The organism is Novosphingobium sp. HNCC26BN242, from assembly GCF_057180525.1.
On the sequence record NZ_JBXUGM010000004.1, the window covers coordinates 26653 to 45905 of the forward strand.

Annotated in this window: 38 protein-coding genes and 1 tRNA gene; 20 read left to right on the forward strand and 19 right to left on the reverse strand. The window is 60.5% G+C overall.

Features of this window, described 5'->3' with window-relative positions; genetic code table 11:
* Window position 1: 1 nt before the first annotated feature.
* The 15 genes from AC2A1F_RS15330 to AC2A1F_RS15400 all read right to left on the reverse strand — a co-directional run bounded on the left by AC2A1F_RS15330 (window position 2) and on the right by AC2A1F_RS15400 (window position 8497).
* A complete protein-coding gene (locus tag AC2A1F_RS15330) occupies window positions 2–595 on the reverse strand; it encodes a hypothetical protein (protein WP_484209655.1) in 594 nt (197 codons plus the stop codon).
* Complete coding sequence (locus AC2A1F_RS15335; RefSeq protein ID WP_484209656.1) at window positions 588–806, reverse strand: hypothetical protein; 219 nt, start codon at window positions 804–806, stop codon at window positions 588–590. The genes AC2A1F_RS15330 and AC2A1F_RS15335 overlap by 8 nt, the downstream gene beginning before the upstream one ends.
* A gap of 321 nt (window positions 807–1127) precedes the next feature.
* On the reverse strand, window positions 1128–2315 hold the full coding sequence (locus AC2A1F_RS15340; RefSeq protein WP_484209657.1) for a virulence-associated E family protein: 1188 nt from the start codon (window positions 2313–2315) through the stop codon (window positions 1128–1130).
* A gap of 2 nt (window positions 2316–2317) precedes the next feature.
* Window positions 2318–3046 carry a hypothetical protein gene (locus tag AC2A1F_RS15345; RefSeq protein WP_484209658.1) on the reverse strand — a complete coding sequence of 243 codons (729 nt, stop codon included), beginning with the start codon at window positions 3044–3046 and terminating at the stop codon, window positions 2318–2320.
* Window positions 3036–3368 carry a hypothetical protein gene (locus AC2A1F_RS15350; RefSeq protein ID WP_484209659.1) on the reverse strand — a complete coding sequence of 111 codons (333 nt, stop codon included), beginning with the start codon at window positions 3366–3368 and terminating at the stop codon, window positions 3036–3038. The genes AC2A1F_RS15345 and AC2A1F_RS15350 overlap by 11 nt, the downstream gene beginning before the upstream one ends.
* On the reverse strand, window positions 3365–4480 hold the full coding sequence (locus tag AC2A1F_RS15355) for an ATP-dependent DNA helicase (RefSeq protein ID WP_484209660.1): 1116 nt from the start codon (window positions 4478–4480) through the stop codon (window positions 3365–3367). The genes AC2A1F_RS15350 and AC2A1F_RS15355 overlap by 4 nt, the downstream gene beginning before the upstream one ends.
* Complete coding sequence (locus tag AC2A1F_RS15360; RefSeq protein WP_484209661.1) at window positions 4477–5862, reverse strand: DEAD/DEAH box helicase; 1386 nt, start codon at window positions 5860–5862, stop codon at window positions 4477–4479. Before AC2A1F_RS15360 ends, AC2A1F_RS15355 begins: the two co-directional genes overlap by 4 nt.
* Window positions 5859–6002 (reverse strand): hypothetical protein, encoded by a 144-nt coding sequence (locus AC2A1F_RS15365; protein WP_484209662.1) that lies wholly within the window; start codon window positions 6000–6002, stop codon window positions 5859–5861. The genes AC2A1F_RS15360 and AC2A1F_RS15365 overlap by 4 nt, the downstream gene beginning before the upstream one ends.
* Window positions 5999–6349: a hypothetical protein gene (locus tag AC2A1F_RS15370; RefSeq protein ID WP_484209663.1), complete on the reverse strand. Its 351-nt coding sequence runs from the start codon at window positions 6347–6349 to the stop codon at window positions 5999–6001. The genes AC2A1F_RS15365 and AC2A1F_RS15370 overlap by 4 nt, the downstream gene beginning before the upstream one ends.
* A complete protein-coding gene (locus tag AC2A1F_RS15375; protein WP_484209664.1) occupies window positions 6346–6804 on the reverse strand; it encodes a hypothetical protein in 459 nt (152 codons plus the stop codon). Before AC2A1F_RS15375 ends, AC2A1F_RS15370 begins: the two co-directional genes overlap by 4 nt.
* A complete protein-coding gene (locus AC2A1F_RS15380; protein WP_484209665.1) occupies window positions 6804–7097 on the reverse strand; it encodes a hypothetical protein in 294 nt (97 codons plus the stop codon). Before AC2A1F_RS15380 ends, AC2A1F_RS15375 begins: the two co-directional genes overlap by 1 nt.
* Window positions 7097–7651, reverse strand: coding sequence for a helix-turn-helix domain-containing protein (locus AC2A1F_RS15385; RefSeq protein ID WP_484209666.1), 555 nt, complete (start codon window positions 7649–7651; stop codon window positions 7097–7099). Before AC2A1F_RS15385 ends, AC2A1F_RS15380 begins: the two co-directional genes overlap by 1 nt.
* Window positions 7648–8115 carry a hypothetical protein gene (locus AC2A1F_RS15390; RefSeq protein ID WP_484209667.1) on the reverse strand — a complete coding sequence of 156 codons (468 nt, stop codon included), beginning with the start codon at window positions 8113–8115 and terminating at the stop codon, window positions 7648–7650. Before AC2A1F_RS15390 ends, AC2A1F_RS15385 begins: the two co-directional genes overlap by 4 nt.
* 2 nt (window positions 8116–8117) lie before the next feature.
* A complete protein-coding gene (locus AC2A1F_RS15395) occupies window positions 8118–8276 on the reverse strand; it encodes a hypothetical protein (protein ID WP_484209668.1) in 159 nt (52 codons plus the stop codon).
* Window positions 8276–8497: a helix-turn-helix domain-containing protein gene (locus AC2A1F_RS15400; RefSeq protein ID WP_484209669.1), complete on the reverse strand. Its 222-nt coding sequence runs from the start codon at window positions 8495–8497 to the stop codon at window positions 8276–8278. Before AC2A1F_RS15400 ends, AC2A1F_RS15395 begins: the two co-directional genes overlap by 1 nt.
* Before the next feature lie 94 nt (window positions 8498–8591).
* Between AC2A1F_RS15400 and AC2A1F_RS15405 the strand changes: the two genes are divergently transcribed.
* The 3 genes from AC2A1F_RS15405 to AC2A1F_RS15415 are packed head-to-tail and all read left to right on the forward strand — an operon-like array spanning window position 8592 to window position 9648.
* A complete protein-coding gene (locus AC2A1F_RS15405) occupies window positions 8592–8927 on the forward strand; it encodes a helix-turn-helix domain-containing protein (RefSeq protein ID WP_484209670.1) in 336 nt (111 codons plus the stop codon).
* Window positions 8924–9202 carry a hypothetical protein gene (locus tag AC2A1F_RS15410; protein WP_484209671.1) on the forward strand — a complete coding sequence of 93 codons (279 nt, stop codon included), beginning with the start codon at window positions 8924–8926 and terminating at the stop codon, window positions 9200–9202. Before AC2A1F_RS15405 ends, AC2A1F_RS15410 begins: the two co-directional genes overlap by 4 nt.
* An 8-nt stretch (window positions 9203–9210) precedes the next feature.
* Window positions 9211–9648, forward strand: coding sequence for a hypothetical protein (locus AC2A1F_RS15415; protein ID WP_484209672.1), 438 nt, complete (start codon window positions 9211–9213; stop codon window positions 9646–9648).
* Window positions 9649–9691: 43 nt separating this feature from the next.
* On the opposite strand, the gene AC2A1F_RS15420 is transcribed toward AC2A1F_RS15415, so the two are convergent.
* Window positions 9692–9832, reverse strand: coding sequence for a hypothetical protein (locus tag AC2A1F_RS15420; RefSeq protein WP_484209673.1), 141 nt, complete (start codon window positions 9830–9832; stop codon window positions 9692–9694).
* Window positions 9833–9851: 19 nt separating this feature from the next.
* A complete protein-coding gene (locus tag AC2A1F_RS15425) occupies window positions 9852–10049 on the reverse strand; it encodes a hypothetical protein (RefSeq protein WP_484209674.1) in 198 nt (65 codons plus the stop codon).
* 152 nt (window positions 10050–10201) lie between these two features.
* On the opposite strand from AC2A1F_RS15425, the gene AC2A1F_RS15430 reads away from it, so the two are divergent.
* From AC2A1F_RS15430 to AC2A1F_RS15500, 15 genes are all read left to right on the forward strand, one after another.
* The gene (locus AC2A1F_RS15430) at window positions 10202–10474 is read left to right on the forward strand and encodes a hypothetical protein (RefSeq protein ID WP_484209675.1); all 273 of its coding nucleotides are present in this window, start codon (window positions 10202–10204) and stop codon (window positions 10472–10474) included.
* Window positions 10471–10629, forward strand: a complete 159-nt coding sequence (locus AC2A1F_RS15435) for a hypothetical protein (RefSeq protein ID WP_484209676.1) — start codon at window positions 10471–10473, stop codon at window positions 10627–10629. The genes AC2A1F_RS15430 and AC2A1F_RS15435 overlap by 4 nt, the downstream gene beginning before the upstream one ends.
* A complete protein-coding gene (locus AC2A1F_RS15440) occupies window positions 10626–10841 on the forward strand; it encodes a hypothetical protein (protein WP_484209677.1) in 216 nt (71 codons plus the stop codon). The genes AC2A1F_RS15435 and AC2A1F_RS15440 overlap by 4 nt, the downstream gene beginning before the upstream one ends.
* Window positions 10841–11212 carry an HNH endonuclease gene (locus tag AC2A1F_RS15445; RefSeq protein WP_484209678.1) on the forward strand — a complete coding sequence of 124 codons (372 nt, stop codon included), beginning with the start codon at window positions 10841–10843 and terminating at the stop codon, window positions 11210–11212. Before AC2A1F_RS15440 ends, AC2A1F_RS15445 begins: the two co-directional genes overlap by 1 nt.
* Window positions 11205–11351: a hypothetical protein gene (locus tag AC2A1F_RS15450; RefSeq protein WP_484209679.1), complete on the forward strand. Its 147-nt coding sequence runs from the start codon at window positions 11205–11207 to the stop codon at window positions 11349–11351. Before AC2A1F_RS15445 ends, AC2A1F_RS15450 begins: the two co-directional genes overlap by 8 nt.
* Window positions 11348–11662 carry a hypothetical protein gene (locus AC2A1F_RS15455; RefSeq protein WP_484209680.1) on the forward strand — a complete coding sequence of 105 codons (315 nt, stop codon included), beginning with the start codon at window positions 11348–11350 and terminating at the stop codon, window positions 11660–11662. The genes AC2A1F_RS15450 and AC2A1F_RS15455 overlap by 4 nt, the downstream gene beginning before the upstream one ends.
* Complete coding sequence (locus AC2A1F_RS15460; protein WP_484209681.1) at window positions 11655–11822, forward strand: hypothetical protein; 168 nt, start codon at window positions 11655–11657, stop codon at window positions 11820–11822. The genes AC2A1F_RS15455 and AC2A1F_RS15460 overlap by 8 nt, the downstream gene beginning before the upstream one ends.
* Window positions 11819–11965 carry a hypothetical protein gene (locus AC2A1F_RS15465; protein ID WP_484209682.1) on the forward strand — a complete coding sequence of 49 codons (147 nt, stop codon included), beginning with the start codon at window positions 11819–11821 and terminating at the stop codon, window positions 11963–11965. The genes AC2A1F_RS15460 and AC2A1F_RS15465 overlap by 4 nt, the downstream gene beginning before the upstream one ends.
* Window positions 11962–12876, forward strand: coding sequence for a YqaJ viral recombinase family protein (locus AC2A1F_RS15470; RefSeq protein ID WP_484209683.1), 915 nt, complete (start codon window positions 11962–11964; stop codon window positions 12874–12876). The genes AC2A1F_RS15465 and AC2A1F_RS15470 overlap by 4 nt, the downstream gene beginning before the upstream one ends.
* Complete coding sequence (locus AC2A1F_RS15475) at window positions 12873–13775, forward strand: recombinase RecT (RefSeq protein ID WP_484209684.1); 903 nt, start codon at window positions 12873–12875, stop codon at window positions 13773–13775. Before AC2A1F_RS15470 ends, AC2A1F_RS15475 begins: the two co-directional genes overlap by 4 nt.
* Before the next feature lie 2 nt (window positions 13776–13777).
* Entirely contained in the window at window positions 13778–13996 is a 219-nt protein-coding gene (locus AC2A1F_RS15480; protein ID WP_484209685.1) for a hypothetical protein, read from the forward strand.
* The gene (locus tag AC2A1F_RS15485; RefSeq protein WP_484209686.1) at window positions 13996–14232 is read left to right on the forward strand and encodes a DUF2312 domain-containing protein; all 237 of its coding nucleotides are present in this window, start codon (window positions 13996–13998) and stop codon (window positions 14230–14232) included. The genes AC2A1F_RS15480 and AC2A1F_RS15485 overlap by 1 nt, the downstream gene beginning before the upstream one ends.
* Before the next feature lie 99 nt (window positions 14233–14331).
* Complete coding sequence (locus tag AC2A1F_RS15490; RefSeq protein WP_484209687.1) at window positions 14332–14505, forward strand: hypothetical protein; 174 nt, start codon at window positions 14332–14334, stop codon at window positions 14503–14505.
* Complete coding sequence (locus AC2A1F_RS15495; protein WP_484209688.1) at window positions 14505–14651, forward strand: hypothetical protein; 147 nt, start codon at window positions 14505–14507, stop codon at window positions 14649–14651. The genes AC2A1F_RS15490 and AC2A1F_RS15495 overlap by 1 nt, the downstream gene beginning before the upstream one ends.
* 139 nt (window positions 14652–14790) lie before the next feature.
* On the forward strand, window positions 14791–15999 hold the full coding sequence (locus tag AC2A1F_RS15500; RefSeq protein ID WP_484209689.1) for a tyrosine-type recombinase/integrase: 1209 nt from the start codon (window positions 14791–14793) through the stop codon (window positions 15997–15999).
* Between the two features lie 25 nt (window positions 16000–16024).
* On the opposite strand, the gene AC2A1F_RS15505 is transcribed toward AC2A1F_RS15500, so the two are convergent.
* Window positions 16025–16099: transfer RNA gene (locus AC2A1F_RS15505), tRNA-Val, on the reverse strand.
* 99 nt (window positions 16100–16198) lie between these two features.
* Here AC2A1F_RS15505 and AC2A1F_RS15510 point away from each other — a divergent pair.
* The gene (locus tag AC2A1F_RS15510) at window positions 16199–16528 is read left to right on the forward strand and encodes a DUF3297 family protein (RefSeq protein WP_484209690.1); all 330 of its coding nucleotides are present in this window, start codon (window positions 16199–16201) and stop codon (window positions 16526–16528) included.
* 155 nt (window positions 16529–16683) lie between these two features.
* Here the strand turns inward: AC2A1F_RS15510 and AC2A1F_RS15515 are convergent, their stop codons facing one another.
* Window positions 16684–17580: a LysR family transcriptional regulator gene (locus tag AC2A1F_RS15515; protein WP_484209691.1), complete on the reverse strand. Its 897-nt coding sequence runs from the start codon at window positions 17578–17580 to the stop codon at window positions 16684–16686.
* Window positions 17581–17686: 106 nt separating this feature from the next.
* Between AC2A1F_RS15515 and AC2A1F_RS15520 the strand changes: the two genes are divergently transcribed.
* A complete protein-coding gene (locus AC2A1F_RS15520; RefSeq protein WP_484209692.1) occupies window positions 17687–19186 on the forward strand; it encodes a CoA-acylating methylmalonate-semialdehyde dehydrogenase in 1500 nt (499 codons plus the stop codon).
* The last annotated feature ends 67 nt before the right edge of the window (window positions 19187–19253 follow it).

A 19253-nucleotide genomic window follows, 5' to 3' on the forward strand; every position in this document is an offset into this window, starting at 1 on the left:
ATCAAACCTCCATCGCCTTCCAGCCCAGCCTCACAGCACGGGCCATAATCTCGTCATCACTCAGCACCGAGAAGTTGCGCCGCCAGAACCGGCCCTTGGCGTTCGGGCGTCCTTTCTCGTCACAGCGATGCACCGACCCGTATTGCCGCAGGTAGTCCGCTGCTTGGCCGGGCAGGGTCACGTCGCGCTGCAACAGGCCGGAACAGATGATACCGCGCGGTTTTGGCAGGCCACCCGATCTGGCACGACGCGCCCGCTCATGCATCGCCATCCCAGCCTCACGACGCCAGCGGGTCACGGTGCTCAGGCTGGCGTTGAAGTGCTTTGCAGCGCCCTGTGATCCAAGCCGATGCAGCACCGCCATGAAATCGTCGGGGCAATTGCGCTTCAGGCCAACGTAACCACAAGCCCGACAATGACCACGGCTGTAGCGGCTGATCTGGACGCCACAGGTGCGGCAGTGCTTTGTCGGCTGCGTTCCGGAACGGGGACGGCCACCACGACGCGCCTGCATGCTCCAAGCGAACAGAGGCAGCGTTTCGACCTGGTTGCGGATGTGGATCGTTTTGCGCGTCATGGTCGCAGCTTCAAGCATGTGACGCCCCCTTTGCTTCGATATCGTTGATCAGGTCGCGGGCCAGCGCATCAGGCACCTTGCCGCGATATTCGGGCCAGCGTTGACGCATGGACGCGCGCACCGTGGCTTTCGTGTTCAGAGCTTCGGCCCAGAACGCAGCGGTGTCGCGTGGATCGAGGTTGGACAGGTCGGCGTCGATGGGGCCGGTGTAGAATTGAGCCTCAGACATGCGCGCCTCCTGTCACGGGGCGTGCAGCGATCACTCTACCAACTACCACCCTTACGCGCGTATTCTTTCTAGCGGCGTATTCTCCCCCCTCTTTCTTATTTTCTCTCTTTAAGAAGGTAGAAGGTAGATAGTAGAAAAAGAGGTCAAAAATGGCGGACTTTTGCAAAAAACGGCATTCTACCATCCTTTCTACCATCTCCCGAAACGGAGATGATGATAGAAGGTGTGTTAATCTAGCGCGGCAGTTACATGAACGGCGCGCGCTACCATCTTTCCCGAAAAACGAGATGGTAGAACGATGGTAGAGGAGTTGGTAGAGGGTCATCCCGTGGCCCTCCTGAAGATTTTTATCGACCGGCCTTCCTCATCTTTGCCGGGGCTCTTTTCCGCCTCATAGCCAAGGTTTCGCAGGACTTTGGCCGCGCGGTTGCGGGCCTTCTTGTCCATGCGCTCAGCTGGAACGCCGATCTCTTTCAAGGCCGCGCCAACAGATGTGCTGGCGATACCAGCGCGCACCAGCTTCTCGAAAAGAATTTCCTGCCACACATCGACGGATTCGCGCTTTTCGACCTCAGCCTTTGCCAGCGCCTCCTCATCATCAGACAGCCACCACTGTTCGCCAGCGCGATAGAGGTGCACCGCCTCTGCCCAGAGTTGATCGCGAACCTCTGCAATCTTCTCGATATTGGCTTTGGTGACCTGCACCGGCCAATAGCGGCGATTGCCGGTGGTGTCGTTGAAGTAACCCATGCCATCTGGGTTGTAGGTGCCGATGAAAACCACGCTGCGGGGATGATCGGTTGACGATTTCGCGTAGGGCAGTGCCACGCGGTCGGTGCGCATCGAGACAAGGCCTTTGACCGAATCCTCGTCCTTGCGCAGCGCCGCGACAAATTCGGCCAGTTCGACACACCACTTGCCCATCATGTTCATGACCATCTTGTTGTGCTGGTCGAACAGGTTCACCGTTTCCATAGTCAGGGCGGGGCTGAAAAGTGTGGCGATTGCGGTTGATTTGCGGATGCCTTGCGGTCCTTCGAAGATCAGGATCGTATCAACCTTGCACCCTGGCTGAAAAGCGCGCGCCACAGCAGCGATCAGTGTTTTGCGGCCAACGGCGCGAGTGAACGGCGTATCGACAGCACCCATGCAGACGCGCAGCCAATGGTCGAGGCGATTGGTGCCATCCCATTTCAACGGCTCAAGATAGTCGAGGATTGGGTGATATGTGTTGGTGCGCGCGTGGCTGATGACAGCCGGCAAAAGGTCGCCCTTCTGCGGTTCAAACTGGTGCGCTTCGAGGATGACACGAATGTCGATCAGCTGGTGCTCTTCAAGCGGGCGACCGTTCCATTCGACAGTGTGGGCCAGCGAATTCCAGCGCAGATTTTCGCCAAATTGCGGCAGGTTTTCGAGATACATGAGCAGGTTGGTCACAGTTTTTTTGACGCCCTGCTTCGAGACGGAAAGCCGCCCTTTCCATGAATAGAGGTCGATAACTTCAGCCATGATCATGCTGCCCTCGCGGTGTCAAAGCCGGTGCACATGGGCAAACAGGCGGATTTCAGGATTGCGCGATTGACGCGCTTGGGTTCGATGCCAACGCACTGGATATGGCGCGGCATGGTCGCGGTGGGCCAGTGGACGGCATCGGGATCACCAACGATCAGCGCGCCGGGCAGCACGTCCAGTTCCGGCGGAACAGCGGTCCATGTCTGGTATGCAGCCTGTTGCCTCGCGGTCGCATACCAAGCCCGCGCGCGCATCCATGCGGTGAAGAACGCGCGCGGATCTGCAAAAACGGTATTGTCGTCTTCGGTCAGGCGTCCGACCAGTTGCGGCCGGTCATCCGTCAGCACTTCAACCTTGCCGGTGGCAGGCTCCCAAGCCATCACGGTTTCGATGCCTAGCCAATCCATATCGATCGGTGCGAACACGTGTGGACACGGATAGGCCGCAAGGATCAAATGCCGGTCGCCGTCCTTAAGGTAGCGGAACGGTGCCAGCGCATAAGTCGCGCCGGGTTGGGTGCGATCAATGCGCAGTGCTCTGGCGATTGCGGGATGATCGAACGGCAGATGCCACCACACCTTTGCCGGCGTCTCGCGCTCGATATCGCGGCGATATGCCCGGAAGTAGTTCCAGCCATCAGGCCCCATCGCTTCGATAGGGTTTTCGTGCGTGGCTGCGATCCAGTGGGCCGCCGTGATCACTTCGGCGTCGTAAGGGCTAGTTGCCATCAATCAGGCCCTCCAATGTCAGGCGGTCGCGCACATCGTCCGTGGAATAGGCCGCGAACGCGATGCCACCGGCCCGGTTGACCGCGTTGGCGAACTTGACCTGTTCAGGCTTCAGGCGGTCGGAGCCGGTTTTGGCGTCGATCCAGACCGACTTGCCCTTTACCGTCGCCGCGATATCGAGCGCGCCCTTGGTGCCGAATTTGGCCGGGCGTCCGTCGCGGGTGTAGAGCAGGCCGGGAGTATCGACAGGGACGGAAAAGCCGCCGATTTCGCTGATGAACAGGCGGATTTCGTGGACGAGGTCGGTGTGGCGCTGGGTCATTGAACCACCGTCACTTTCTCGGCTGCACGGGTCACAGCAGTGTAAAGCCAGTTCGCCCGGGCATCGCGAAACGCGCCGCTTTCATCAAAAATGACAACGTCGTTCCACTGGCTGCCCTGCGACTTGTGGCACGTGATCGCCCAGCCAAAGGTGAACTCGTCATACTTGCGACGTTCGCGCCATTCGATCTTGTGTTCCGCGCCAACGAAAAATTCCTCGGCAACTTCCACAGTCAGCGGGTCGCGCTCTTCATCCAGCGATGTGACTTCAATCGACAGGCAACCGAATTTGTCAGCCACAGCATCGGTGGACCACATGCCGCCGTTAAAAAGCGCCTTGTCCTTCTTGTTTTTCAGGCAAATCAGGCGGTCGCCAGCGGTCGGGTGCCATTCCTCTACCTTGCCGCGCAGGCCCTTGATCGCGCGAATACGGCGGTTGTAGGAAATGCGGGTGCGGTTCAGGCCGCACAGCAATTGATCAGCTCCAATGACCAGTTCGCGCAGCCGGTCGCCGCCAATATCGGCGCGCGTGGTCACAAGGCTGTCGCCATAGGTTCCAAGCTTCAGGCGGTTTCCCTCGCGAATATCCATGCTCATGCGGATGATTGGGTTGTCCTGTGCCTGGCGATGCACTTCGGTCAGCATCACGTCGGGCGCGCAGTTGATGAAAAAGCCCTCATCGTTGACCGGCGGCAACTGCGCCGGATCGCCCAGCACCAGAATGCGCTTGCCGAATGTCAGCAGGTCTTTGGCCAGTTCCTCGCCAACCATGGACACCTCGTCCACGATCAGCAGTTTCGCGTCGGCCAGATCGCTTTCGGAATTCAGGCTGAACGTCGCCTCACCGGTGCGCTCGTTGACATCCACCTTGTAAATCAGGCTGTGAATCGTCGACGCGCCCTCGCAACCCTTCTTGCGCAGGACCAGCGCCGCCTTGCCGGTGAACGTGGCGTAAAGCACCGTACCATTCACCGTCGCAGCCAGTTCCTTGGCCAGCGTCGTCTTGCCGGTGCCAGCATAACCGAACAGGCGAAATACCTGCTTGCCGCGCGGGTCTTTCAGCCATGCCGTCACATCGGCAATGGCGCGCTCTTGTTGCGGGGACCAGCTCATGCCGCGCGCCTCCCCTGAGAGGATTTGCCCTGCCGAGACGCCCAGACCTTGCGCGCCCAAAATTCCGGCGACTTATACCCACGCTCGCGGCCCAACCGGATCAGATCATCAAGGCTATTGGCGCGGCCTTGTTCCTTGAACTTGGCGCGCGGCACAGCGGTGACCTCAGCCAGCGTCCCCTCAACCACCTCAATCTCGCGCGCCTTGACCTCAGGCGCATGCCCACACTGCGGACACTTCGGCGCGGGCCGGTAGACGAAGAAGCATTCCGAGCACTGCTTGATCGGCACTTCGGACGGAACCGCGCGGGACTTCTTTTCGCGGTCCTCTAGGCTCCATTCGCGCACGTCATCGGGCAGGCCATGGATCAGCGAATTGCCCGCGTGATCGAGGATGATGGCTTCAGTCTTGCCATCGCACGGCCTAAGCGCGCGCCCAACCTGTTGCAGATAAAGGCTCAGCGACTTGGTAGGCCGCAACAGGATTGCCGCTTCAATCGCCGGAACGTCAAAACCCTCACCGAAAAGGTCAGAATTTGACAGCACCAGCGTTTCACCGCGGCGGAACCGGTCAACCGCCGCGTCACGTTCATCGGCGGTCATCGCCCCATCGACATGTTCGGCCCGAATGCCAGCGGCGATGAATTGCGCCACGATGTGCTTTGAATTTTCGACACCAGCAGCGAAGGCAACCGCGCGCTTGCCGGGGCACAGCTTCAGGTAATGCCCAATCGCATCACCCACGATCTGCGGCTTATCCATCGCCTTGGCCAATGCGCCACGCTGATAATCGCCCGCTGTTGTGCCTACTCCAGACAGATCGGGCGTGGCAGGCGCGAACAGGCGATACCGGCAAAGGCTGCCATTTTCGATCAGCTCGGCGACCGTAGGCCCTTCGATCATCACCTCGAACCACCGGCCCAAACCTTGCCCGTCAAGCCGCCATGGCGTTGCAGTCAGGCCCAGCACTTTGGCGCGCGGGAATGCGTTGAAAATGTCCGACCACGACGCCGCCCCGATATGGTGGCATTCGTCGAACACGATCAGCGCTGGTTCGGGCAATTCAGCCAGGCGCTTGGCCACGGTCTGGATGGAACCGACCTGCACCAGCGCTTGCGGGTTCGAGACATAACCAGCCTGCACCGTGCCGTGCGGAATGCCCAGCGCGTGGAAGGTCTGACTGGCCTGCGCAACCAATTCGCGCCGATGGCACAACCACCAGACGACATTCTGCTTCTGCGCAGCGCCATGCACGATAGTCGAAGCCGTCACGGTCTTGCCGCCACCGGTCGGCAGGTTGAACAGCACAGCGCGCTTGCGATCACGATACGCAGCGCGTCCGCCATCGATCATGGCCTGCTGATAGGGCCTGAGCTGGATCACCCCCGCACCCCCCGCGCCAACCCACGCAGCGTCTCAAACCGCGCACGGTTCTCGGGCTTTGGGTCCATGCCGGTAAGCGCGAAAAAGCCGTCGAGCAGCTTCACCGCCCATGCGACGGCCTGTTGTTCTTCGCGGGTCATGCTGCCCTCCGATGGCTGCAGCCGACATCGCCGCGCACGCCACACCGAAAGCACGGGTCACGCTCGACATAGGTGTCTGGGATTTCCGGTTGCGACACACCTGATCGGCCACGGAAAAAGCGGGTCTGTGGCTTGAGTTCGGGCGCAGCGCGCGTCTCGGCAACCAGCGCATAGATTGCGCGGGAACCACGGCCCGAAGTGCCATCAACGCGCTTGATCAGGCCGTTCTTGATCAACTCGGCGCATGTCCGCGCAACATCACCGGAACACGTGCCGGTGATGCGCAGTATTTCCGCTGTCGTTTTCGGCCCCGTTTTGAGCGCGGCAAGGATGCCTGTTCTGCTCATACAGCCTGCCACCCCAGTTCGCGCTTGATCTGCGCCCAATAGGCAAGCGCAGTGCTCTCCCCGATGCCCATAGCGACAGCAGCCGCGCGGATGGTGGCGCCATCGGCAACGCGCTCGGCTAGATCAGCGATGCGTTGCGCTACCGAAACTTGGGTCTTTGACCTCTTGCCGTGCCCATAATCACGCTCGACGTGAATCACTTCGTTGGTCGATTTGCCCGTTGCGACAATGGTGACCTTGCGCTGACGTGAACTGCGCTGCACCGTGATCAGCCCGCGTTGTTCAAGTCGGGCAATGATGACACACGCACCATTCGCCGCAGAGACACCGCATGCGAACGCCAGCACATAGTTCGACGGGCACTGATCACCCATGTCAGCAGCCTTGGTGAGCATGGCCATCGCGATGCGATCCTGTTCGGCCCAGCGCGCTTCTTTCGCGGAAACGTCAGTCATCAACAGTCCCCCCATTGCCGGTAACACCGGATCGGAACCGGCCCACCCAAACGGTAGGGCCACAGCGTTTTCGGAATGCCGCGCTCAGGCACGACGGTGACGACGACCGCGTTGTTGCGGCCATATGCGATCAGGGCACGCGCCCGCCCGGGGAAGCGCACGACACGCGCACCGATGCGGACGGCGGCACGGAAAGACGCACCGGTCAGAATGCCCACCACTTCCTCGCGGGGCAGGGCTTGCACGCGCTCAATATAGCGCTCGATGGCATGTTCGGAGGCGCGCAGGGGCATCACGCGGCCAGCGCCCTTACAATCGCCTTGCGCAGCCGCTCAGAACCGCGCCGCAAATCATGCTGCATGAAACGTTCGCCATAGCAGTGGCCATCCTCGTCTATCGACGAGAACCACTTGATCTTCTTGGCAGAGAGACCTTCGATGCAGACGGCTTTCGCTGGCGTTGGTGCGCCGCGTTCAACCGGTTTGAGCATCAAGGGTCGTGGCTTCGGTTCGACGATACCGTTTAGCCCGCGCACCCACCGGTCATAATCAGCCATTGACACTTCGGGCGCTTGCATCATCGAGTTGACCAGTCGGGCCAAATGCGCATCCGCCCCGATCATCCCAGCCACAAAGTCGCGGGCGTAGATAACCGTAGAATGGTCGCGCCCCATATGCCGGCCGATCAGGATCGTCGTCCACTCAGTTCGCTGGCAAAGCGCATACATCACGGCTTGGCGCACTCTGACCACACCATGATTGCGCGTTTTGCTCATGATCTGATCAGGGCGGATGCGGCCAACGCGGTGCGCGGCCATAAGAACGCCGTGGAGGATCTGATAGCTCACGCCGCAATCCCCTGATCAGCCGCCATCGCCCGCAGGCTGGAAACCACGGCATCCACATCGCGCAGGCTGGGCATGATATCGGCCAGCGCCTGATGATTGATCCGCGCCCCACCGTTGATCGATGCACTGGCCAGCTTGGACATGAACAGCGCCACAGCCGGAACCGCGTTGATCACCTCTTCGCAGTGCTGCGGAACGGCACGGCACCCGAACAGCGCCATGTAAGGCTGGATGTATTGGGTTCCGAATGCGGCACCGATGGCAGTGATAAAGGACGCTGGAACCTTCTTGGTTTCCATGTCCTCAAGCCGCTGCACCGTGTCTGCGCTGGCATCGAACAGCGCGCCGATCTGCGCATTGGTGACCACGTGGTCACGCTTCACCGACAGGATGATGGACCGTGCCGCCTCGGCAATTTTGCTAGATGGCGGAATATCAAAGAGATATTTTTGCTTCGGCGGCATGGTTAGAAGCTTCCGTTATGGAACGAATTGAGAAACCCGTCGGCGAAAGCGTGAAAGCCCTCATCATCCTGCCAGCCCGGCGTGGCGATGGTGGGCAGCGCGATGCACAGCCATGCGATCACGGCGATGGCGTAGGTCAGGAGTTGGAGGGCTTCGGTCATCAGGCTGCCTGCTTGGGAGATTTGGCGCGGGGAGCGCCGAAAATTAGATCGTCGGCAGTGACCTTCCCGCCAGTTGCTCCGACAATGGCCCGGATCATATCGGCGGACGGTTTTTGCTCGCCGTACAGAAGTCGGTTGATGGAAGCGCCGGTCGTTCCGGCCAGCTTGGCGAGGGCCGCAGCGGTCATGCCGTCTTGCGAGAGATAGGCGTCTAAGGTCATGACGATTAGTTACACCCCATGTAACCCAACGGTCAAGCCCAGATTACACCCGGCGGCATTCATTTCTTACGCGGTATGTAGGAATGTTGCTGGCATGGCACCGCACCGCATTTATTTCCGCCAATGGCGAAAACATCGGGGCTTGACCCAAGATGAGGTGCTGAACCGACTGGCGGTTTTCGAAGATCCGCTAATCCCAAAAACCAACGCCAGCTTGTCGCGCATCGAGAACGGCAAGCAAATCTACACGCAGCGGATTCTTGAGGCGCTGGCCGAGATTTACGATTGCGAACCTGGCGAGCTGCTATCACGTGATCCGACAAAGGCTGGTCTGGTCATCGACATGGTTGCGCGACTGGACGCACTGAATCAGTCGAAGGTCGAGGCGTTCATTCGTGGGCTAGAGGCAGGCAACGGAACGCTTGGATGATCGAACTAGCGCTGCTTGTCGTCGTCTGGCCTGTCTGCGCCATTCTCGCTGCAATTATCGCATGGTCGAAGGGCAGGAGTGGCTGCGGGTTCCTGCTGCTGGCCATCCTGTTCGGCCCGGTGGCCTTGCTTGCCGCCATCGTGATCAGCCGCGATCCCGCGCAGGAGATTCGGCGCGGGCTTGCGACCGGCAAACTGGTGCGCTGCGTCTGGTGTCGCGAACCCGTCCGCCTAGACGCCACGGTCTGCCCGCATTGCCAGCGGAATGATCCTTAGGAGTGGTGATGGTGGATTGGACTGCAATCGCGCCCTATCGAGCCGACATCATTGCCGCCGCCGCACTGCTGATATCGCTGCTCTCGTATAGGGCATCCCAGAAAAGCAGCGCGCTGAACCGGCCTTACCCCAGTAAAACCTGCTACGAATCCCGCGAGGTTTTCAAACTCGCTGGCCCGAACGCCGAGCATTGGCAGGTTGACTGGATACGCATGGTTTGGCCGCCGCGCGCGCGTTTCCTTATCGGCGTGTCTACTTACGACAATGGCGGCTCATTGATTTCTGAAGACTTCCCGTCCTCCACTAGAGTGCTGACGCCGCCCTCGTTGCGGATGGTGCCATCGTTCGACGTTTCGTGCTCTTGGGCTTTGATCCGGTTCAGCTCGCGGCACATGGCCTCGACCTTCAACCTTCGGTTGATCCGCATCGTCTCCCAATTGACGTAGATCACTACGAGTAGCACGACGATGTGGAAGTAATCTCTGAGCGTCATGCCTGATCCTCCGACAGCGCGGTGCTCTTGGTGACTTTTGCTTCAAGGATGGACATGCGCTGCGTCAAAAGGACGATTGCGCGCCAGAAAAAGAGCACCTGAATCAGGTTGCAGATTGCGATAATCGCTACGGTCATTTCTCTGTCCTTTTCGGCATCATTCAACTGGCTGGATAACTTCCGAGCGCAGATCGATCAGCAGATCGCCAGAGCCTTGGCATCGGGCATGCGACACAGTGCCGCCGGGATGATCAGCCAAGAATCGCGCGATTGTCGGACCTGCCAGATCAGGTGAACTGACCGGCGTTTCGATCCTGATATGCGTCCGCACCAGAAACTTCCCTAGATCACTCATCACAACCTCGCTCGTTCGGGCGCGGCTTTTTGCGCCCCGGCTTGAGCTATCTTTTTTTACACCCCATGTAAATTCCTGTTGACCATGCTTACACCCCATGTAATAAACAATCCAACAAGCAGCCACCCCGCTGCCAAGTTGGAGCCCCGGCAATGTCAAAGCCCACCTTCACAACATCGACCTATCTCACACGCGGCCACACGGAACGCGAGATCGAGGTCGAGATCGATTACACCTTCGACGGCAGCGACTTCGAAATCACCGATGCGCGTGACCTGACCGAAGGCCGCGAACTCACCGATTGGGAATGGGAAAGCTGTCAGGATGCCGTCGCTGGCGTCTGTGAGCAGGCTTTTGCCGAATGGGTCGCTGATCGTGGTGAGTATCTGCGTGATGCCGCCGAAGATCGGAGGCTGGCAGCGTGACCCGCACCACCGGCACCTACATCCGCGACCCCCAGGAACGCGCCGCCCGCCTCGCCTACGCCCGCGACTGGCACATCCGCATGAAGCCGCACTTTGATGCGCTTTACGGCCCCCGTCGCTGCACCGGCCCTAACTGCATGGGAGATCATGCATGAACATCGACCAAGACCACGCCCGCAGCGCCGCCCTCGGTGCCACTGCTGCACACGTCGAATGGGCAATCTCTGCCATCAAGTGCGGCGAAACCGACCGCGCGCTTGAATATCTCGCCAAGGCCCAGCGCGCGCTTCAACCCGTGGTGCCGACGGTCAAGATGGGCGGGACCGACCTGTATGTCCCCGGCATTCCGATGCGGAGTGTGGCGTAATGCACGGCACCTTTTCCCCCGAACGCGCCGTGTTTCTGCAGGGCTTGGTCAAGCGCGTGCTGTGGCATGCCCAAGGCGGCAAATGTCACCTGTGCGGCCAAGCTATTCCGCAGAAATACCGGTCCCCCAAACTGACGTTCGATCACGTGTGGCCGGTGTGCCGCATTGCCGGGGCCAACTCATTCGAAGGCAACGTCATGCTCGCGCACGAGAAGTGCAATCAGGTCAAAGGTGCCCGCAAGCCGCGTCCCTGCGAATTACTTTTCCTGTCTGCGGTGAATCGTCGGCTTGGCTTCCGTGAAGGCGAAACCGCGCTTTGGGAGCGTGCAGACGTTGTGGGCCGCGATGGCGGGGAGGTGGTTTGTGGATAAGCCGACCGCCCCGTTCCGCAGCTACCGCCACCTAGCCGCGCACCTGACCGCCATAGCCTTCGCGCTGGTGGCTGGTCTGGCGGCTATTCCGCTGATCGTCAGCTTTGCCGCATCAATTATGGAAGGAATGAAGGCGTGAGCAATTGGGCAATTTACATGGATGACTACAAGGCGTTGCCTGTCGAAGTCATCAAGGCCACCGCGCAAATGACGATTTGCAAGGGCGCGCGCTGGTTTGGAGAGGTCAAAGAGTTCCGCACTTATTCAAACAAGGTTTTGGGCGGCGGCTATACCGAGGAACAAGCCACCAAGATTGCCGAGAAACTGAATAGCGCAAGCGCTGAACGCGAAACGCGCATTCGTGACGCTCGCGTGTGGTTCGAGAAACGCAAGACTGAACTGACACAGCCTACCGTTGCCCAATACAAGAAGGAGCGGGGCAATGGTTGAGCCAATGTTACCGGCGCTGGAAAACCTGCTGTTGTATCACGAGACAGGCGGTCACAAAGGCGATGGCAGTGACGACGCATTCCGCAAGGCGCGTGGCGAACTGGACGCGCTGAATGTTATCATTGCCGCAATGGGCTGGCAGAAGGAGCGCGCCAAATGACCGCCCGCGCCACAATCCGCCGCAACCCGACCGCGCGCCCGATCCGCGTGAACCCGCACCCGATGCGCGAAACACTGCCGCTGCTACCCATGAGCGACGAGGATCGCTTGTTTTGGCGGTTGCGTAGGGAGAGGGCGCGGTGACAGCCAAACCAAAACCCCAGCTTGGCGACGGCGACGACGCTTTCCGCGCAAAAGTGGTCGGTGGTTCCGAAGTGTCGGCGCTGTTCGATGCAAACCCTTGGTTGACGCATTTTGAGCTGTGGCACCGCAAGAACGGCACGATTGCCACGCCTGACTTTGGCGGGGATGAACGTATCGAGGCAGGCATTCGTCTTGAGCCGGTTATCATCGACTGGGCCTGCGACAAGTGGGGCTATACCAAGCGCCAGACACCGCGCCGCCTATCAAACGGCAAGGGCCTTGGCGGGCATCCTGACCAGTGTGTGACCTGCCCGGAACGCGGCAATGGCCTGCTTGAGGTCAAGATGGTGGACTGGCTGCAGGTCAAGTCATGGGGTGATGAACCGCCGCTGCACTACCTGCTACAGGGCAACACCTACGCTGGCCTTGAAGGCGTGGCTTGGTTCGATCTGATTGTGCTGGTTGGTGGCAATGACTTGCGCCGGTTCCAGTATGAGTTTCGGCCCAAACTGTTCGCAGAGGCAGGGCGCCGCACCGTGGCATTTTGGCAGAGCATTGCTGACCAGACCCCGCCGCGCCCTGATTACACCCGCGACCTTGACCCGCTGTCCGAACTCTACCGCGATGGCACCGCTGATATCGTGGACCTGACTGGCGACAACTTGGCCGCGATTGCCGCTGCTGAATACCTTGCCGCAGACGAGGCTGTGAAGGCCGCAGAGAAGCGCCGGGACGCCGCCAAGGCTGAGTTGGTGGACAAGATGGGCAAGGCTTCTGAGGCGCTGCTGTCGGGCTTCCGGTTTCGCGCCACAACCATTGCCGCCGTGCCTGATCGCGAGGCCGTTGCAGGCGAAATCATCCGGGGGCGTAAAGCCTACCGCCGTTACACCGTGAAGGAGTTGACCCAATGACCAATGCTGTTGCAGTCCGCGAGGAAAAAGACCCATTGCGCGGCGCTATCACCAAAATGGCCCCGGAATTTCAGGCCGCGCTGCCGTCGCATATCGATGTGAAGAAATTCACGCGCGTTGCCCTGACTGCCATCAATACCAACCCCGACCTGCGCAATGCCGACAAGCACTCCCTGTTCGGCGCGCTTACCAAGCTGGCACAAGACGGCCTGCTACCCGACAATCGCGAGGCGGCTCTCGTCATCTTCAACCAGAAGAACCGTAGCGGTGGCTGGGACAAGAAGGTTCAGGCCATGCCGATGATCGCGGGCGTCCTGAAAAAGGTGCGTCAGTCCGGTGAAGTGGCCAGCGTGGATTGCCATGTCGTCTACTCAAACGACAAGTTCACGTATCGCCCTGGCATCGACACCGCGCCAGTTTTTGAGCCTGACTGGTTTGGCGACCGTGGCACGCCCATCGGTGCCTATGCCATCGCCACGTTGAAGAGCGGCGAAGTCGTCCCGCCGGAGATCATGAACGTGGACCAGATCAACAAGGTCCGCAACGTCAGCCGGTCAAAGGACAAAGGGCCTTGGGTGGACTGGTGGGACGAAATGGCGCGCAAGACCGTGATGCGCCGGTTTGCCAAGCGCTTGCCGTCCAGCACCGATCTTGAAGACGAGATTTTCAGCCGCGACGAAACGCTGGCCACCGATATGCGCCCGGTCGCTGTCGAAACCGATACCGATGAAGCCCCCAAGGTTTCACGCCTAGAAGCGCTGGAAAGCCGGATCGAGGACGCCGAAGTTGTGGACGAGCCGCTGCAGGAAGGCCGCGCCGACGAAGAACACGGCGACCAGTTCGACGGCACCGCCAAGGACGGCACCACACTGTTCGGCGGCGAAGGCTGGGAAGAATGACCATGGACCTGCCAACCATCCTTTTCGCCCTGTCGGCAGTTCTGCTGCTGGCATCCACAATCATCTACCAACGCAGCCTGAACCGCGCCGAACGCCGCCTAAACGCCCTGCGCTCGAATTGCTACGTCACGTCTGAACGTGGCCACCGCGTGCGCTATGTCAATGCATCGCCTGATGTTCGAGCGCGGGCTGAGGCTGCTATCACTGAAAGGAATGCATGATGGCTGAATCTGCCGACGACCGCCTGCGCCTGCTTATCGAGCGCATCGAACGCCTTGAAGAGGAAAAGAAGGGCCTCGCTGACGATATCACCGATGTCTACTCGGAGGCCAAATCCACCGGCTACGATGCCAAAATCATGAAGCAGATCGTCAAGCTGCGCGCCATGAAGCCCGATGATCGCCGCGAAATGGAAGCCGTTCTTGAGACCTACAAGAACGCGCTGGGCATTGATTGATTTCACAGGGAACCGGGCGGCCTAATAAGTCGCCCGGTAGGGATTATGAGTGACGTTCCATTTTGGCTTGTCTGGTGTGAAAATGGTGGTGAGCCGCGCGTGAAGCAAGCAAGCCGCGCCGCCGCCGAGCGCGAGGCCGAACGACTTGCACGACAGAACCCCGGCAAGTCGTTCTGCATCCTTCCATGTCTCGCACGATACACCGAGCGCCGCGTGACAGTTGAGCGCTTTGGCGATGACGATTGCGATTACGGTGATCGGATACCGTTCTGATGACCCTAACCCCCACCCAATGGCACCGCCGCCGCCTAATGGAAGCCGAACAGGACGCGCTAGATCAATACCCGCCATCGGAGCGCATGAAGGTGCTGATCGAGGGATGGGAACTGCGGGACAAGCTGGAAAGGGCTTTGAGGTGACCGCCCAAGCCATCGCATCGAAAATCAGGCGGGCACTCCGCAAGGAAACCGGACTGACCTTGACCGCAGAGCAAATCCGCGAATTGGTCGCACAGCACGGCTTGCTCGACACTCTATCCCGTGCAGAAACCGAGGAACTATGCCCCGCGACACCAGCCCTTACGTTGTCGGTGAATTCTGGCTTGACCACCGCCGCGACGGACGGGCGAAAGGCATCTGGCAGATTGCCCGCGCCGAACGAGGCACGGTCATTTATCGCAGCACTCGCACGGGCGAACTAGAGAAAGCAAAGGCGGTTCTCGATGCACACCTGTTTGAACTTCGATCACTCGGAAAGCAACAGGCGCACGAAGCCAACGTTATCGCGCATCTGGTTCTCTACTGGAAAGAGAAGGGCCGCAAGGCTGTCAACGCCGACCAGACAGGACGTTCCCTGCGCACCTTCGCCGCGTTCCTTATGCAGGACACAGCAGGCGTTGGCGCGGTGATTACTGACCTGACCCCTTCCCTGTTTGAGCGGTTCCGGGAGTGGCGCATGGGTCCGCATAGCTTCGATCTGGAATGGTTTGGCGAGACGTTCAACTATGCCAGTGAGGGTGTTGCAGGCGCGACCGTGCAGCGGAACATTAACGATATTCGCGCCGCCGTGCATCATGCCGAAGCGAACTTGCGGATACCAATGGCCCCGCGCATCGCCGATCTGGACCAGCGCTATCAATCGCCACCGCGTGAACGGGTTTTGAGCCTGGACGAAATGGCGCGCATCGCTTGGTATGCCAGCCACAACGCCGACCTGTTCCGGTTCGTGGCGCTGCAATTCGCTACGGCAGTCAGACCGCAAGCCGCGCTGGCATTTGACCCGCGCACGCAATTCAATGCCGAGACAGGCCTGATCGATCTGCAACCCGGCGCATCGCCACAGACCAAGAAGCGCAACGCCGTCCTGCCCGCTATTCGTCCGCTGCGGCACGTCTTGCGCAAATGGGCCAGCGACAAGTCAACGCCGGTCGCATCGCGCAAGACAGCTTGGCGGATCATGCGGCGCACACTGGGCCTGTCAGAGGACGTTCATCCCAAGACCATCCGGCACACCGTCGCCACGATCCTCTATGCCGACCCCAACGTGCCAGAGCGCGAGATTGTCGAACTGCTTGGACACGATGGCAAACTTGCCCGCACCACCCGCATTTACGCCAAGTATGATCCCTCCCGATTGTCAGCCGTCACAAAGGCCCTGACCACGCTTTGGGTGCAGGTTCACACGCTGGCCAAACAATTCGCCTCTGACCACTCTCTGACCACAGTCGGAAAAGGTGGGAAGAATGTTGTTGAACGAAAGCCGGTGTAATGCTAGGTTTTCAGCCATCCGAAGATGGTGGGCGCGGCAGGGATTGAACCTGCGACCCCACCCGTGTGAAGGGTGTGCTCTACCGCTGAGCTACGCGCCCGTCGGGGGTGGCGTTTGGCGCACCCGCATGACAGGGGCGGGCCATTACGATGAAGCGGTTTGATTGACAAGTGGGGCAATCAAGATAATTGCGCGGGCCATGACCGACGAAACCAATCAGCCCGAATCCGCAACCGACACCACAGCACCTGTTGCTGCTTCTGGTCCCGATGTGCCGCCCGACCGGTTGGCGATCAATCCGCGCAGTCCGCATTTCGATGCAGACAAACTGCGCCGGGGCGTGGGCATCCGGTTCAAGGATGTGGTGCGCACCAATGTCGAGGAATATTGCATTTCCGAAGGCTGGGTGCGCGTGCAGGCGGGCAAGAGCATGGACCGCAAGGGCAACCCGCTCACGATCAAGCTGAACGGCCCAGTCGAGGCATGGTACGAAGATCTGGGCGAAGGCGCGCCGGTGGCGAAAGCTTAAGGCTTTTCATAAGCTACGGCGTCCCCGCGAAGGCGGGGACCTCGGTGTTGTTACGGAACGCTGGCTTAAACGGCCTGAGGCCCCCGCCTTCCGGCTACGCAGGAAGTTTATCCTGAGCTTGTCGAAGTGCGGGGGCGCATCGGTAATTGTGACGATCAACGCGGCAACAACCGCCCCCGCTCACGCACAACCAGCGCCGTCAGCCAGTCCTTGAACGCGCGCACCCGCGCAAGATTGTGCGTGTCCTTGTGCGTGACCAGCCAGAACGAGCGGGTGATGCGCTGGTCTGGCAGGACCGGCACCAGCCACTTGTCAGCATCGCCGATGAAGCAGGGCAGCACCCCGATCCCGGCCCCGGCTGCAATCATCCGGTGCTGCGCATTGATCGAGGATGAGCGCACCGTGGCGGACAGATCGGGTTCAATTTCCGCCAGATAGCGCAGTTCGGGCGCGTAGAGCAGATCGGGAATGTATCCCACCAGCCGGTGCCCGCGCGCCAGTTCCTGCGGCTTGCCCGGAAGCCCCCGCTGCGCCAGATAGCCGCGCGTGGCATAGAGCCGCAGAGTATAATCTGAAAGCTTGCCCGCGATCACTGGCCCTGCACGTGGGCGCGATAGGGTAACGGCCAGATCAGCTTCGCGTTTGGACGGGCTGAGGAAGCCCGATGACGCTACCAGATCGACCACCAGCCGCGGATATGCCTCGACAAAGCTGCGCAGCGCAGGCGCCACGATCCAGCTGGCAAAGCCCTCGGACAGGCTGATGCGCAACAGGCCTGCAGGGCCGCTGCCGCTGGCGGCGTGCTCGGCAATACGGCTGGCGGCTTGGGCCATGGCCTCAACTTCGGCAAGCATGGCCTCCCCGGCTTCGGTCAGCACCTGGCCCTCGCGAGTCTGCTCGAACAGGGTCACGCCGGTGCGCGTCTCCAACCGGCGCAGGCGGCGGCCCACGGTGGTGGCATCAACGCCAAGGGCGCTGGCCGCGCGGGCAAGCTGGCCTGCACGGGCCACGGCAAGGAAGGCCTGAAAATCGTTCCAGTCGCTGGACTGCATAAGGGCACCTGCAAATCTGCAGGTCTACCTCGCACATTCACCGGTTGCCTGCAATCATGAGGTGGCGCATGTGATGCAGCAAGCTTGTTTTGAAAGAGGATTTTCAATGCGCTTGGTAGACCATTTCATCGTCGGCGGCTCTGGCGAAGCGCCTGCGCGCAAGGGCGATATCTTCGATCCCAACAACGGCGGCGTACAAGCCCAAGTCGCACTTGGCACGGCCGAAACGCTGGAGCGCGCCGTGCAGGCCGCGCTGAGGGCCCAGCCCGCATGGGCCGCAACCAACCCGCAGCGCCGCGCCCGCGTGATGTTCCGTTTCAAGGAACTGGTCGAAGCCAATATCGATGCCCTCGCCCACATCCTTTCGTCCGAACATGGCAAGGTCATCGCCGATTCGAAGGGCGATATTCAGCGTGGCCTTGAAGTGGTGGAATTTGCCTGCGGCATCCCGCACGTGATGAAGGGCGAATTTACCCAGGGCGCTGGCCCCGGCATCGATGTCTATTCGTTCCGCCAGCCGATCGGCATTGGCGCGGGCATCACCCCGTTCAACTTCCCCGGCATGATCCCGCTGTGGATGAGCGCGATTGCCATTGCCACTGGCAACGCCTTCATCATCAAGCCGAGCGAGCGTGACCCTTCGCTGCCCGTGCGGCTGGCCGAACTGTTCATCGAAGCCGGCCTGCCCGAGGGCATCTGCCAGGTGGTGCATGGCGACAAGGAAATGGTCGACGCCATCCTTGATCACCCGGCCATCGGCGCGATCAGCTTTGTCGGATCGTCCGACATCGCACACTATGTCTATAATCGGGGCGTTGCCGCCGGTAAGCGTGTGCAGGCGATGGGCGGGGCCAAGAACCACGGCGTGGTCATGCCCGATGCCGATCTCGATCAGGTGGTGAACGACCTGTGCGGCGCTGCCTTCGGCTCGGCAGGCGAACGCTGCATGGCCCTGCCGGTGGTGGTGCCGGTGGGGCATGACACGGCAGAGCGTCTGCGCGCCAAGTTGATCCCCGCAATCCATGCGCTCAAGGTTGGCATCTCGACCGATCCCGAAGCCCATTATGGCCCTGTCGTGACCCAAGCGCACAAGGAAAAGGTCGAAGCCTGGATCGCTAAGTGCGTGGAAGAAGGCGGCGAAATGGTTGTCGACGGGCGCGGCTTCACGCTGCAGGGGCATGAAAACGGCTTCTTCGTCGGCCCGACGCTGATCGATCATGTCACCCCCGACATGGACAGCTACCACAACGAAATCTTCGGCCCCGTGCTGCAGATCGTGCGGGCCGAGAACTTCGAAGGCGCGCTCGAACTCGCCAGCAAGCATCAGTACGGCAATGGCGTGGCGATCTTCACGCGCAACGGCCATGCGGCGCGCGAATTTGCGGCGCGGGTCAATGTCGGCATGGTCGGCATCAACGTGCCGATCCCGGTTCCGGTGGCCTATCACACCTTTGGCGGGTGGAAGCGGTCGGCCTTTGGCGATACCAACCAGCACGGCATGGAAGGCGTCAAGTTCTGGACCAAGGTCAAGACCGTGACGCAGCGCTGGCCCGATGGCGGCGTGGGTGATCTTGCCAACGCCTTCGTCATCCCGACGATGGGCTGAAGCCGCGCGGTTTTGGAAAGGAATGCTTCGGTGGGCGTTGGGATTTCATTCTGCATGCAACACCGGA

What these genes read in the sequence shown, in the direction of transcription:
- AC2A1F_RS15330 (WP_484209655.1), bottom strand. Translation starts at nt 595, where the DNA reads ATGCTTGAAGCTGCGACCATGACGCGCAAAACGATCCACATCCGCAAC.
- AC2A1F_RS15400 (WP_484209669.1), bottom strand. Translation starts at nt 8,497, where the DNA reads ATGACCTTAGACGCCTATCTCTCGCAAGACGGCATGACCGCTGCGGCC.
- AC2A1F_RS15415 (WP_484209672.1), top strand. Translation starts at nt 9,211, where the DNA reads ATGGTGGATTGGACTGCAATCGCGCCCTATCGAGCCGACATCATTGCC.
- AC2A1F_RS15465 (WP_484209682.1), top strand. Translation starts at nt 11,819, where the DNA reads ATGACCGCCCGCGCCACAATCCGCCGCAACCCGACCGCGCGCCCGATC.
- AC2A1F_RS15355 (WP_484209660.1), bottom strand. Translation starts at nt 4,480, where the DNA reads ATGAGCTGGTCCCCGCAACAAGAGCGCGCCATTGCCGATGTGACGGCA.
- AC2A1F_RS15410 (WP_484209671.1), top strand. Translation starts at nt 8,924, where the DNA reads ATGATCGAACTAGCGCTGCTTGTCGTCGTCTGGCCTGTCTGCGCCATT.
- AC2A1F_RS15510 (WP_484209690.1), top strand. Translation starts at nt 16,199, where the DNA reads ATGACCGACGAAACCAATCAGCCCGAATCCGCAACCGACACCACAGCA.
- AC2A1F_RS15420 (WP_484209673.1), bottom strand. Translation starts at nt 9,832, where the DNA reads ATGACCGTAGCGATTATCGCAATCTGCAACCTGATTCAGGTGCTCTTT.
- AC2A1F_RS15370 (WP_484209663.1), bottom strand. Translation starts at nt 6,349, where the DNA reads ATGAGCAGAACAGGCATCCTTGCCGCGCTCAAAACGGGGCCGAAAACG.
- AC2A1F_RS15475 (WP_484209684.1), top strand. Translation starts at nt 12,873, where the DNA reads ATGACCAATGCTGTTGCAGTCCGCGAGGAAAAAGACCCATTGCGCGGC.
- AC2A1F_RS15430 (WP_484209675.1), top strand. Translation starts at nt 10,202, where the DNA reads ATGTCAAAGCCCACCTTCACAACATCGACCTATCTCACACGCGGCCAC.
- AC2A1F_RS15440 (WP_484209677.1), top strand. Translation starts at nt 10,626, where the DNA reads ATGAACATCGACCAAGACCACGCCCGCAGCGCCGCCCTCGGTGCCACT.
- AC2A1F_RS15520 (WP_484209692.1), top strand. Translation starts at nt 17,687, where the DNA reads ATGCGCTTGGTAGACCATTTCATCGTCGGCGGCTCTGGCGAAGCGCCT.
- AC2A1F_RS15340 (WP_484209657.1), bottom strand. Translation starts at nt 2,315, where the DNA reads ATGGCTGAAGTTATCGACCTCTATTCATGGAAAGGGCGGCTTTCCGTC.
- AC2A1F_RS15365 (WP_484209662.1), bottom strand. Translation starts at nt 6,002, where the DNA reads ATGACCCGCGAAGAACAACAGGCCGTCGCATGGGCGGTGAAGCTGCTC.
- AC2A1F_RS15485 (WP_484209686.1), top strand. Translation starts at nt 13,996, where the DNA reads ATGGCTGAATCTGCCGACGACCGCCTGCGCCTGCTTATCGAGCGCATC.
- AC2A1F_RS15425 (WP_484209674.1), bottom strand. Translation starts at nt 10,049, where the DNA reads ATGAGTGATCTAGGGAAGTTTCTGGTGCGGACGCATATCAGGATCGAA.
- AC2A1F_RS15460 (WP_484209681.1), top strand. Translation starts at nt 11,655, where the DNA reads ATGGTTGAGCCAATGTTACCGGCGCTGGAAAACCTGCTGTTGTATCAC.
- AC2A1F_RS15375 (WP_484209664.1), bottom strand. Translation starts at nt 6,804, where the DNA reads ATGACTGACGTTTCCGCGAAAGAAGCGCGCTGGGCCGAACAGGATCGC.
- AC2A1F_RS15395 (WP_484209668.1), bottom strand. Translation starts at nt 8,276, where the DNA reads ATGACCGAAGCCCTCCAACTCCTGACCTACGCCATCGCCGTGATCGCA.
- AC2A1F_RS15345 (WP_484209658.1), bottom strand. Translation starts at nt 3,046, where the DNA reads ATGGCAACTAGCCCTTACGACGCCGAAGTGATCACGGCGGCCCACTGG.
- AC2A1F_RS15500 (WP_484209689.1), top strand. Translation starts at nt 14,791, where the DNA reads ATGCCCCGCGACACCAGCCCTTACGTTGTCGGTGAATTCTGGCTTGAC.
- AC2A1F_RS15445 (WP_484209678.1), top strand. Translation starts at nt 10,841, where the DNA reads ATGCACGGCACCTTTTCCCCCGAACGCGCCGTGTTTCTGCAGGGCTTG.
- AC2A1F_RS15495 (WP_484209688.1), top strand. Translation starts at nt 14,505, where the DNA reads ATGACCCTAACCCCCACCCAATGGCACCGCCGCCGCCTAATGGAAGCC.
- AC2A1F_RS15350 (WP_484209659.1), bottom strand. Translation starts at nt 3,368, where the DNA reads ATGACCCAGCGCCACACCGACCTCGTCCACGAAATCCGCCTGTTCATC.
- AC2A1F_RS15380 (WP_484209665.1), bottom strand. Translation starts at nt 7,097, where the DNA reads ATGCCCCTGCGCGCCTCCGAACATGCCATCGAGCGCTATATTGAGCGC.
- AC2A1F_RS15335 (WP_484209656.1), bottom strand. Translation starts at nt 806, where the DNA reads ATGTCTGAGGCTCAATTCTACACCGGCCCCATCGACGCCGACCTGTCC.
- AC2A1F_RS15390 (WP_484209667.1), bottom strand. Translation starts at nt 8,115, where the DNA reads ATGCCGCCGAAGCAAAAATATCTCTTTGATATTCCGCCATCTAGCAAA.
- AC2A1F_RS15405 (WP_484209670.1), top strand. Translation starts at nt 8,592, where the DNA reads ATGGCACCGCACCGCATTTATTTCCGCCAATGGCGAAAACATCGGGGC.
- AC2A1F_RS15480 (WP_484209685.1), top strand. Translation starts at nt 13,778, where the DNA reads ATGGACCTGCCAACCATCCTTTTCGCCCTGTCGGCAGTTCTGCTGCTG.
- AC2A1F_RS15515 (WP_484209691.1), bottom strand. Translation starts at nt 17,580, where the DNA reads ATGCAGTCCAGCGACTGGAACGATTTTCAGGCCTTCCTTGCCGTGGCC.